The organism is Halococcus thailandensis JCM 13552 (assembly GCF_000336715.1).
Taxonomy (GTDB): domain Archaea; phylum Halobacteriota; class Halobacteria; order Halobacteriales; family Halococcaceae; genus Halococcus; species Halococcus thailandensis.
Window position 1 is genome coordinate 1 of the sequence record NZ_AOMF01000170.1, and the last position, 10,847, is coordinate 10,847.

Genomic DNA, 10,847 nt, shown 5'->3' on the forward strand with positions numbered 1-10,847 from the left:
CCTCGCGCCATCAGAGATGTGTATAAGAGACAGATCGAGCACGCTCACGTAGACCAGCACGCAGTCGGCGTCGTACTCGAAGGCCCACTCGAAGAACTCCTCGACCGTCCGATAGGCACCGTCTTCGAGCAGATCGCGCTCGGCGATGACGACCGCGACACAGCCCGGTAGCGGGGCCTCGGTGCGGCGGATGCGAGCGGCGAGATAGCGGTCGTACAGTCCCACAGTGGGACCGAGCGGTTGATTCGCCTAAGCCTTCACGTTTCGTCGACGAACTATCGTTTATCGCTCTCAGGATTCATTCTCGGTTGGTGATTACAGCAGCGACGACGGAATGCAGACGATAATGAGAGACCGCACCGCCCCGCACAGCCCACATACCTCCCCAACCGATTCGCTCGCTGCGTTCGCTTCACTCACTTCGCTCGCTCATCCCTCGCGCGTTCTCCGGCCTCCGGCCGGATTCATCGCGCGCCACGGCGGTCGATTTCGGTTGGGAATGGCTGACGGGCGGTCGCTGGCGGCTTCGGGAGCGTTAAGTAGCTATCGGGGAAACGACGGGCAGTGACGTGGCCACTTCGGCGGGCGGGCGCGTTCGCGCTCGTCGGCGCGCTCTCGCTCGCCGCCCCGCTGTTGGGACCGGCCGCCGCCGCTCCCTTCGTGGTCGTCGCCGCACTCGCGGCGTTCGTCGTTGAGGACGGGCCGGCCTTCGAACTGTTCGCCCGGCCCGGCGATCACGAGGAGCGCAGGCTCTACGGGCTGGCGGGCTTCGCGCTCGCGGCGGCCGGCCTCGCGCTGTTCGCCCCCCTGTTTGGCATGCCGGTCTTCGTCTTCGTCGCCAGCGTGCTCGTGCTCTCCGGTGGCAACCTCGCCGAGGCGGCGGCTCGCCAGCGCCGACACGAACCCGTCGCCGCCACGGTCGCGTTCATCGTCGGCGGGACGCTCGCCGGCGTATTCGGTCAGCTCGCGGTCGGACTCGTCGCCCCGGCACCGACGCCCGCGCTGGCAGTCTTTTTCGCTGCGAGTGCCGCGCTGCTCGGCGCGCTGGTCCGCCTCGCGCTGTTCGTCCGCGACGATCCGCTCGTGCTGTTCTCGATGGGACTGTTGCTCTGGCTGCTGGCCGCGCTCGAACCGACGATCACCCCGATCAGTGTCGCGCTCGCGCTTCTCGTTACGGCCGGTTTCGGCGCGCTCGCCTACGCGCTCGACACCGCGTCGATCACCGGGATGGTGACGGGCGTGCTCGCGGGACTGTTGATGGTCGTTCTCGGCGGGTTCGGCTGGTTCGCGCTGCTCATCACTTTCTTCGGCGGTGGCGGACTCGCCGGCAAGTTCCGCTACGACCGGAAACGAAAGCGCGGACTCGCCGAGGGCAACGACGGCGCGCGCGGCAGCGCCAACGTGCTCGCGAACTCCGCGGTCGCGCTCGGTGCCGTCTTGGGCTACGCCGCGAGCCCGATGCTGCCGCTCACGGGCAGCCCCTTCGTGTTCGCCTTCGCTGGCTCGCTCGCCGCGGCGATGGCCGACACGCTGTCGAGCGAGATCGGTGGGCTGTTCGACACGCCCCGGCTCATCACGACGCTCGAACCAGTCCCACCGGGCACCGACGGCGGCGTGACGTGGCAGGGGGTCGTCGCGGGCCTGCTCGGTTCGCTGCTCATCGCCGTGCTCGGCTTTCTCTTCCTCCCGATCTCGCCGGCGGGCGCGATCGCCGTCGCACTCGCGGGCATCGCCGGCATGGTCGTCGACAGCCTGCTCGGTGCGCGCTTCGAAAATCGGGCGGTCGGCGAGCTGTTCGCCGGTGTGCTCGGTGGCCTCGCGTTCGCCGACCGCCGTATCGGCAATCAGACGGTGAACTTCCTCGCCACGCTCGCGGCCGCGCTGGTCTGTGCGGCGCTCGCCGCGGCTACCGGTCTCGCGGCGCTATGAGCCATCATATCAGATCGGCCACGCCCGCCGATCGCCCGCGCCTGCTCGCCATCCAGTCGGCATCGCTCGCATCGACCTGGCCGGAGCTGCTCGAAACGGCGATCACCGGACCCGGGCGCGTGCTCGTTTCGGGCCAGACGGCCGTCGGCTACGCGCTCGCGGTCGGTAGCGATCCGACGCATCTCGCCGAACTCGCCGTCGCGCCCGGCTATCGCAACGCGGGCCACGGCTCGGCGCTGCTGAAGGCCGTTCTCGACAACGATGACGACTGTCGGCTCACCGCACGCGCGGACGACGAGCGTGCGCGACGGTTTTACGAGCGCCACGGCTTCCGGCTCGATCGTTTCCTTCCGGATCACTACGAACACGGTGACGGCGTGGCGATGGTGTATCAGTCAGACGACCGGAGCTGATCGGCAGTCCGTACGCGCACGTCGGTCGGTCGTTTGACGAACTCGCCGGTCGAGCGCGCGACGATCTGCTCGACGCCGCGCTGGGCGGCCACGTCGAGCACGCGCTGGTCGAGTTCGCCGTCGATCACCACTGCTACGGGCACCGCCGACGCCTCCGCGACCGCGTCGAACGTCTCCGCGGCCGGGACGGTCCCAATGACGGAAAAATCGCCGTCGAGCAGCCGTGTTTGCTCGGTTTCGTCGTCGATGACGTTCCGGACGTGTGCGCCGAGCGTCGCCGGTTCGTCGGTTTCCTCGACCCCTTCCTCCGACGAGGGTTCGTCCCCGGCCGCCGATTCGTCCCCGGCCGCCGATTCGTCCTCGTCGACCGATTCGGTCGGGTCGGCCGTCGCTTCGCCGGTCGGTTCGACGGCCGACTCGACGGCTGCCCCGCTCCCGGCGTCCGTCGGGGGTGGGCGAGCGGGTGATGGCTCGCCCTCGGCGGTCGTCGTTTCTCCGGGTTCCGAAACCGCTGGCTCGGCCGTCGCGGGTGCGGCGCGGTCGGTCGCGGGCGCGGGTCGAGCGCTGCCGTCGGTCGCGGCGACGGCCTCGCGGGGGCTGCCCGCCTCGGCGACGAGCTCGTGGGCGACCTTTCCACGCAGCGCCTCGTGGACCTCCTCTCGCGAGAGGTCCTCGACGCTCTTGCCGGCGGGTGCGACCGCGACGTACTCCACCTCGCCGACCTGGGCGAGTTCCTTCAGGATGAGATCGCCACCGCGGTCGCCGTCGAGAAACGCCGTCGTCGTGCGCTCGGTCGTGAGCGTCGCGACCGCGTCGGGCACGTTGGTCCCCTCGACGGCGACGGCGTTCTTGATGCCGTATTCGAGGAGGACGACCACGTCGGCGCGCCCCTCGACGACGGTGATCGCGTCGCCGTCGGCCACCCGTGGCCCGGCCGGCAGTCCTTCGTACTCGACGACCTCGCCGGTGCGTGCACTCTCGCGGACCTGTTCGACGAGTTCGGCCGAGCTCATCGTGCTTTCCTCGAAGGCCCCGAGGAGCCCTTTGGCGCGCTCGACGACCTCGCGGCGTTTCGCGGCCCGGACGTCCTCGATGCGCTCGACGTCGACCGTCGAGCGACAGGGGCCGATGCGTTCGATCGTTTCGAGCGACGCCGCGAGAATGGCGGTCTCGACCCTGTCGAGCCCGCTGGCGATAGTGATGCGGCCGAACGACTGGCCGTTCTGTGAGTTGATGCTGACGTCGATGCGGCCGACCTTCGAGGATTGCTGGAGCGTCCGCAAGTCGAGATCGGTGCCCAGGAGTCCTTCCGTCTGGCCGAAGATCGCACCGACGACGTCGTTGCGCTCGACGACTCCGTCGGCGGTGACGTCCGCGTGAATCAGGTATTTGTCCGTATCCTCCATATCTGAGTGGTGTGCCCCTGTCGGGGTCGGTTTGTGATCGTGATGAACTGCGACACTGATACGTTTCGTACTCGCCCGCCTGAACGGATATACCTACCGCCATCCCCAGCTTTCCGTCCGACGCACGTCGGCTGTCGTGTCTCGACGGCCAACGTTTATTCCTCTCCTGTTCCATTTCCGGCCATGGCAGACGTCCTGTCCGACGAGGAGATCGACGACCGCGCGCCGGAAGGGTGGAACCAGGAGGGCGACGAGATCGTCCGCACCTACGAGTTCGACGAGTATCTCGACGGCGTCGAATTCGCGAGCGAGGCGGCCGAGATCGCCGACGAGGAATTCCACCATCCCGAGATCACGATCCGCTATGACGAGGTAGCGATCGCGCTGACGAGCCACGAGGAGGGTGGCGTCACCGATCAGGACATCCAGATGGCCGAGCATTTCGACGACGCACGGTGAGCGTGTACTGCCGGCAGAACAGCTATGAGGGTCGCGTGCGTATCCGATAAGTCCGATGGAGCTACCCCAGTACGACTTCTGGCTGTGCGACCTCGACGGCACGCTCGTCGACGTCGAGTGGACGTACGTCCGTCGGCTGTTCGACCGCGTGGGCGACCGCCTCGGCTACAGCTTCGACGACCGCGAGGCGCACACGCTCTGGAACGGCCTCGGCGGGTTCCGCGACGAACAGCTCCGTGCGTGGGGGATCGACGCCGAGCGCTTCTGGTCGACGCTCCACGCGATCGAGGATCCGAACGCCCGCGCGGCGGCGACCTTCGTCTACGACGATGCTGCCGCCTTCCTCGCGTCGCTCGACGTCCCGGTCGGGATCGTCACCCACTGCCAGCGCTATCTCACCGAGCCGGTTCTCTCCGAACTCGATCTGCACGGCCGGTTCGAGACGGTCGTCTGCTGTACGAGCGATCTCGGCTGGAAACCCGATCCCGAACCCGTCCGGCTGGCGGTCGAGGAGATGGGCGTCGCCGGCGACGAGGGCGTGCTCGTCGGCGACGGACCTCACGACGTCGGCGCGGCGTGGAACGCCGGTCTCGATGGCATCCATCTCGAACGCCACGGCCACGAGCGTCGCGGGCGCTGCGTCCGTGGTGATCACCGCATCTCACGGTTCCCGGTCTGATCCGGGTCGATCGGGAGTTTTAGGCGACTCGCTCGCCCGGTGTCGGTATGGTCCACAGCGACTGGGACGACTGGCTCGTTCGCGAGATCGACGCTGCCGACCCCGACGGTGTCGCGCTCTGGTATCTCGGTTGTAACGGTTTCGCGATCACGGACGGCGAGACGACGTTGTTCATCGACCCGTATCTCGGGACGGGCGACCCGCCGCGGACCGTGCGCATGATCCCCGTCCCGTTCGCACCGAGCGACGTTAGGGCAGCCGACGCGATCTTCGCCACGCACGAACACACCGATCACGTCCACGGCCCCTCGCAGGCCCCGATTCTCGAAGCCACCGACGCCACGTTCTACGGCCCCGCCGACAGCATCGCGGTCGCGCGCGAGGAAGAAACCTGGACCGACGAGTGGGACGTTGCAGCCGACCAGCTCGCCGAGCTGGCGGTCGAGGACACGGTCGAACTCGGCGAATTCACCGTCACGGTCGAGACGGCACACGATCCCGACGCCACCCAGCCGGTGAGCTACGTCGTCGATCACCCGGCGGGGACCTTCTTCCACGGCGGCGATACGAAACCCGACGCGAGCCTCGAAGCCGTCGGCGAACGCCACGAGATCGATCTCGGCGTGCTCGCGTTCGGCTCGACCGGACTGCTTCCCGACAAACAGACCGGCGAACTGACCGAAAAACGCTGGTACTGCGACGAAAACGAGATCGTCGAAGCCGCCGGACAGCTCCGGATCGATCGACTCGTGCCCACCCATTGGGACATGTGGAAGGGGCTGACGGCCGACCCGACGGCGCTGTCTCACCACGCTCGGAGCTACGACGACCCCGCGGATCTCGAAATCGTCGAGATCGGCGATCGCATCGAACTCTGAGGACCGGTGATACGGCGCTGAACGTTTAAGAGGATCGTGACCGACCGTTCGGTATGAGTGATTCTGACACGGATGAACGGACGATCACCGCGGACGGGATCACGCTCATGAAATCGTACGAAACCGAGGAGTTCCCCGTCCCGACGGTCGACTTCCGCCTCCGTTCGGAGCGCAACGACGAGGCGACGGTCCGGCTGGTCGATTCCATCCCCGAGGACGTTCCGGCGGCGGATCTCGGCTTCCATCCCGACTACGGCGGCGACGACTGGACCGTCGAGGGCGACAGCGCGGTCTTCGAGCACCGCCTCGCGGCCGACGAAGAGTATCGAACGGTCTACGGCGTGCGAACCGACGATCACGACCCCGAACGGTTCATGACCGATCCGACGGTCGAGATCGGCGATCCCGACGGCGAGAGATCGACTACCGAAGTGGCCGATGCCGAGAGTGGAGCTGATACCGACGACACCGCTGCCGACGGATCGGATACCGACGACACTTCGGCCGCCACGTCGGGTCGCGACAGCAGCCAGGCCGCCCGCGACGTCATCGCCGGCGATCGCGACGTTTCGGATCCCGATGGCGGCGACGCTATCGAGGAAGTCGACATCTCGGGAGCCGAAGCGGCTGCGGCGGACGGAGCCGGAGAGGCCGGTGGAACGAACACGGCAGGTGGACAGCCACGCGACGGCGAGGTCGATACGGGCGGCGTCGGCGTTGCCGAAGGCGACGTCGGGGCGGCGCTGGCGGCCGAACTCCGCGCTGGCGACCTCGCGGAAGCGGATCGCGAGCTACTCGCCGAGGAACTCGACGCCGACGACGCCGGCAGCGAAGTGCGTCTCACTCATCTCCAGTCGCGGATCAGCGATCTCGAAGCCTACACCGATGCGCTGGAGGAGTTCATCGACGAGAACGGGCCGGCCCGCCAGCTCATCGAGGATCTGACCGATCAGATCGCGACGATCGAGGACGGGCTCGCGGCGCTCGACGAGCGGACGAGCGAGACCGAAGCGGCCATCGAGCGCCTCGACGCGGCCGTCGAGACGAACGCCGACGACATCGCGGCGCTCGACGAGAACATCGACGACACCGAGGCTGCCGTCGATACGACCCAGGAGTCGGTCGCGGAGCTCCGGGCGGACGTCGAGGAGATCGAGGAGTGGCGCGAGCGGATTTCGAGCGTGCTCGGCGGCGTCTCCGAGGAGTCCTGACTCAGTCGTCGTCGGGATCGCCGCCGTCGGTGCCGTAGCGATCGGCGAGTTTCTCCTCGAACCACTGCCACTCTCGGGTGAAGGCGTCGTCGCGTTTGAGATTCCAGACGTCGGCGTCGCGGACGCGCGGGCCGACGCGATAGGACTGCACCATGTTCCACAGCCAGAGCAACACACCGATACCGATGATGAACGCACCGACGGAGGCGATCTGCTGGAGCAGGGCGAACTGGTCGGGGTAGTTGGCGTAGCGCCGTGGCAGGCCGAGCGCGCCCATGATGAGCATCGAGCCGAACGTTATCGGGACGCCGATGATGGTAAGCACTGCCTGCAGGCGAGCGAGGAGCTGATCGTACATCCGCCCCGTGATGATCGGATACCAGTAGTAGCTCGCGGCAAACATCATCATCGGGATGATCGCCATGAGGATGAAATGGAAGTGGCCGACGACGAAGTAGGTGTCGTGGACCACGAGATCGATGGGGATCGCCGCCAGAAAGACGCCCGTGACGCCACCGATGATGAACGTCCCGATCGAGCCGACGGCGAAGATCATCGGCGCGGTCAGACGGATCCGGCCGTCGTACATCGTCGAGATCCAGTTGAACACCTTGACGGCGCTCGGGACGGCGATCGCGAGCGAGACGAACATGAAACTCATGCGGATGCGGGGATCGATCCCGGTCGTGAACATGTGGTGTGCCCAGACGCCGAAGGAGAGCACGCCGATGGCCAGCGTCGAGTAGACGATGAACTTGAAGCCGAACAGTTTGCGCGAGGAGAACTTTGGAAGGATGAAACTGACCAGTCCGGTGGCCGGCAGGAAGATGATGTACACCTCCGGATGGCCGAAGAACCAGAACAGATGTTGCCAGAGGATCGGTCCGCCACCCTCGACGAGATAGAACGTCGTCCCGAGGTTCCGATCGAGCAGCATCATGATGACGGCGCTGCCCAGCAGCGGGAACGCGAACAGGATGATACCACTGGTCGAGAGCATCGTCCAGCTGAAAATATCGACATCCATCCAGCCGATATTCTCACCACGTTCGGAGACAATAGTGATGATGAAGTTGATCGCCCCGAGAGTGGTCGCGATACCGCTCAGATGCAGGCCCAACAGGAGCAGATCGACCTGTGGGTTTCCGCTCTGAATCGACAGCGGTGCGTACAGCGTCCAGCCGGTCTCGGGGGGATGGAGCGCTTCGAGAAACGGGATCTTCACGCCGACCGTCGAGAGGAGTTTACCGAGCGCGTCGGCGGGCAGCCCCGCCCGCGCGAGCAGCAGCGACGGCGGCAGCATCCAGAAGGCGATGGCGTTGATCCGCGGGAACGCCATGTCGTCGGCGTTGAGCAGGAGCGGCAGGAAGTAGTTGGCGATGCCGAAGAAGACGGGCGTGACGAAGAAAAACAGCATCGTGATGCCGTGGGTGGTGAAGAGGCCGTTGTAGGTGGCTGCGGTCCAGACGTCGGCCGTCGGCGTCAGCAGTTCGGTCCGAATCATCATCGCCTCCGTACCGCCCCACAGCGCCGCCACGGTGCCGAAGACGAGATAGAGAATACCGATATCCTTGTGATCGACGGTCGTCAGCCAGCGCAGCAGACCCGACTGTTTCTCGGCGTGTTCGGTGTCGGTTTCACCGCCGGAGAGATAGCCGCCGTCGGGGCGCGGGATCGGCGCGGACCAGCCTTTGGTTTGCAGGAACCGTGTCCCGCCTGCAACCAGCAGGACGGCGATGACCGTCAGCACGATACCACCTCCGATCATGGCCGTTCCTCCACGGCTGCCGGTCGTCGATCCGGAACCATGGCTCGCCTACTCGCCCCCCGTGTATAAACGTGAGTCCACCCGTTGGTTTGACCGGTTCCATCGATGACCGTTCAGCCAGCGAGCCGGCCGTAGATGCTGCCGAACGCGAAGCCGTAGGCGAGATGGGCGAGCACGGAAAAGCCGACGTAGATGACGAGGATCGGACCCGTGATCGAGCCGCGGCCGACGACGACGAACACGATCCCGATGACGGCGGCGAAGGCCACCGCCCGGGTTGCGGGATCGGGACCGAACGGGAGATACCCCTCGACGGCGACGAACAGCGCCGGCCAGAGGACGACGGTGACGATCGCGAACAGCGCGATGGCGATCAGCGGCCGGCCATCGATGCCGAGAAACCGGCCGACGACGGCCGCGACCGACAGTGTGCCGCGTGCCTGCGTGTCGAGAACGAGCAGGAATCCACTCAACACCACCGTCCCGACGAGGCCGCCGGTGACCGCACGCAGCGCCCTGTGCATGGCCGGCCTTCGGTCGAGGGGAGGAAAAAGTCCGGTCATCCGTGCCGGCGCACCTCTCCATCGATCACCTCGTCCATCGCCTCCCCCATGCTACCATCCGACATTTATATCCGCTAGATGCCTTCCGCATCGCAAAACCATCTAATGAATATTATCATAAAAGATCATAACAGTTTTTACCCTCCTCGCTGTCGGTGCCGATGCGGTCGGCGAGCGGGTCGCGCCGTCCCCGTCTGGGGTCCGTTCGCCGCCACGAGACCAACCATGCCAACGCCGAAAGAACTCATCGGAGACACGGACGTCTTCACGAAGGACGTCGACAACCCCGCAGCCCGCGAGCTGCGCGCAATGCTCGACGAACAGGACTACGTCTTCGCGCCGGGGATGTACCACGCCCTCGACGCCCGACTCGCCGAGATGGCCGGCCACGACGCCGCCTACATGAGCGGTTACTCGACCGTTCTGGGCCAGTTCGGCTTCCCCGACCTGGAGATGGTGACGATGACCGAGATGGTCGAGAACGCCAAGCGAATGGTCGAGGCCACCAACCTCCCCGTGATCGCCGACTGCGATACGGGCTACGGTGGCATCCACAACGTCCAGCGCGCCGTCCGCGAGTACGAGAAGGCCGGCGTCGCGGCGATCCACATCGAGGATCAGGTGACGCCGAAGCGCTGTGGCCACATCGCGGGCAAGCAGATCGTCTCGCGCGAGGACGCACAGGCGCGCTTCGAGGCCGCCGTCGACGCCAAGCAGAGCGAGGATACGGTGATCATCGCGCGCACGGACGCCTACGGCTCCGCGAACGGTGACTGGGAGGAACATCTCGAACGCGGGCGGCTGTACGCCGACGCCGGCGTCGACATCGTCTGGCCCGAGATGCCCGATCCGAGCCGTGAGGACGCCGTCGACTACGCCGAGACGATCCACGAGACCCATCCGGAGCTCGATCTGGCGTTCAACTACTCCAGTTCGTTCGCGTGGTCCGAGCAGGACGACCCGCTCACGTTCCAGGAACTGGGTGATCTGGGCTACAGCTACCTGTTCATCACGCTGTTCGCGCTGCACTCGGGGGCGCACGCCGCCTACGAGGACATGAAGAACCTCGCGGAGAACGCCGAACAGGGCCAGTTCGATCTGGAGGAGAAGTATCTCGGCCATGAGACCGAGAGCCACCACGAACTCTCCTTCGTCGACAAGTTCCAGGACATCGAGATGGAGTTCGATCCCGAGGCGCGCTCGCGCATCGAGGGGTCGGAGGGGTTCTCGGAGGACGAGCGTGATCCGCTGACGGCCGAGGCCGACGGCGACGACGACTGAACGCCACGAACGGCGTTCGCGTCGTCGGATCGAAACAGACAGTACCCCGTCGGTCCATTGGGCGAGTGTCCATGCGACGTGGCAGCGAATGCACGTATAGCCAGCCAGCGACGCCCGGCGGCGATACAGCCATCTACTGATATGAAAGAAAAAGAACACGACAAGCGACTCCACGAGCGGAAGTTCGTGCGGACGTTTTTCACCTCGCCGACGGCGGTCGAGGGCGAGGAGGACTCGGCGAAGATGATCCGCAGCGCGAG

Annotated in this window: 10 protein-coding genes and 1 pseudogene; 7 read left to right on the forward strand and 4 right to left on the reverse strand. The window is 66.1% G+C overall.

The window, feature by feature from the left end:
* Positions 1–225, reverse strand: a pseudogene (locus C451_RS16140) (undecaprenyl diphosphate synthase family protein); the annotation flags it as partial.
* A gap of 339 nt (positions 226–564) precedes the next feature.
* Here C451_RS16140 and C451_RS16145 point away from each other — a divergent pair.
* Positions 565–1,929: a DUF92 domain-containing protein gene (locus tag C451_RS16145; protein WP_007742230.1), complete on the forward strand. Its 1,365-nt coding sequence runs from the start codon at positions 565–567 to the stop codon at positions 1,927–1,929.
* Positions 1,926–2,342 carry a GNAT family N-acetyltransferase gene (locus tag C451_RS16150; RefSeq protein WP_007742231.1) on the forward strand — a complete coding sequence of 139 codons (417 nt, stop codon included), beginning with the start codon at positions 1,926–1,928 and terminating at the stop codon, positions 2,340–2,342. The genes C451_RS16145 and C451_RS16150 overlap by 4 nt, the downstream gene beginning before the upstream one ends.
* Here the strand turns inward: C451_RS16150 and dnaG are convergent.
* Positions 2,321–3,748 (reverse strand): DNA primase DnaG, encoded by a 1,428-nt coding sequence (gene dnaG, locus C451_RS16155; RefSeq protein ID WP_007742232.1) that lies wholly within the window; start codon positions 3,746–3,748, stop codon positions 2,321–2,323. The two genes, C451_RS16150 and dnaG, sit on opposite strands and share 22 nt — an antisense overlap.
* Positions 3,749–3,931: 183 nt before the next feature.
* Here dnaG and C451_RS16160 point away from each other — a divergent pair, with 183 nt between their 5' ends.
* The 4 genes from C451_RS16160 to C451_RS16175 are packed head-to-tail and all read left to right on the forward strand — an operon-like array spanning position 3,932 to position 6,975.
* Positions 3,932–4,207, forward strand: coding sequence for a 4a-hydroxytetrahydrobiopterin dehydratase (locus C451_RS16160; RefSeq protein WP_007742234.1), 276 nt, complete (start codon positions 3,932–3,934; stop codon positions 4,205–4,207).
* Positions 4,208–4,262: 55 nt separating this feature from the next.
* Complete coding sequence (locus C451_RS16165; RefSeq protein ID WP_007742236.1) at positions 4,263–4,886, forward strand: HAD family hydrolase; 624 nt, start codon at positions 4,263–4,265, stop codon at positions 4,884–4,886.
* Positions 4,887–4,933: 47 nt separating this feature from the next.
* On the forward strand, positions 4,934–5,764 hold the full coding sequence (locus tag C451_RS16170; RefSeq protein ID WP_007742242.1) for an MBL fold metallo-hydrolase: 831 nt from the start codon (positions 4,934–4,936) through the stop codon (positions 5,762–5,764).
* Between the two features lie 53 nt (positions 5,765–5,817).
* Positions 5,818–6,975, forward strand: coding sequence for a hypothetical protein (locus tag C451_RS16175; RefSeq protein WP_007742244.1), 1,158 nt, complete (start codon positions 5,818–5,820; stop codon positions 6,973–6,975).
* A 1-nt stretch (position 6,976) separates the two neighbouring features.
* Here the strand turns inward: C451_RS16175 and C451_RS16180 are convergent, their stop codons facing one another.
* Both C451_RS16180 and C451_RS16185 read right to left on the reverse strand, forming a co-directional pair.
* On the reverse strand, positions 6,977–8,743 hold the full coding sequence (locus C451_RS16180) for a cbb3-type cytochrome c oxidase subunit I (RefSeq protein WP_007742245.1): 1,767 nt from the start codon (positions 8,741–8,743) through the stop codon (positions 6,977–6,979).
* Between the two features lie 113 nt (positions 8,744–8,856).
* On the reverse strand, positions 8,857–9,267 hold the full coding sequence (locus C451_RS16185) for a DUF6789 family protein (RefSeq protein WP_007742246.1): 411 nt from the start codon (positions 9,265–9,267) through the stop codon (positions 8,857–8,859).
* A gap of 264 nt (positions 9,268–9,531) precedes the next feature.
* On the opposite strand from C451_RS16185, the gene aceA reads away from it, so the two are divergent.
* Positions 9,532–10,587, forward strand: coding sequence for an isocitrate lyase (gene aceA / locus C451_RS16190; protein ID WP_007742247.1), 1,056 nt, complete (start codon positions 9,532–9,534; stop codon positions 10,585–10,587).
* Positions 10,588–10,847 lie beyond the last annotated feature (260 nt).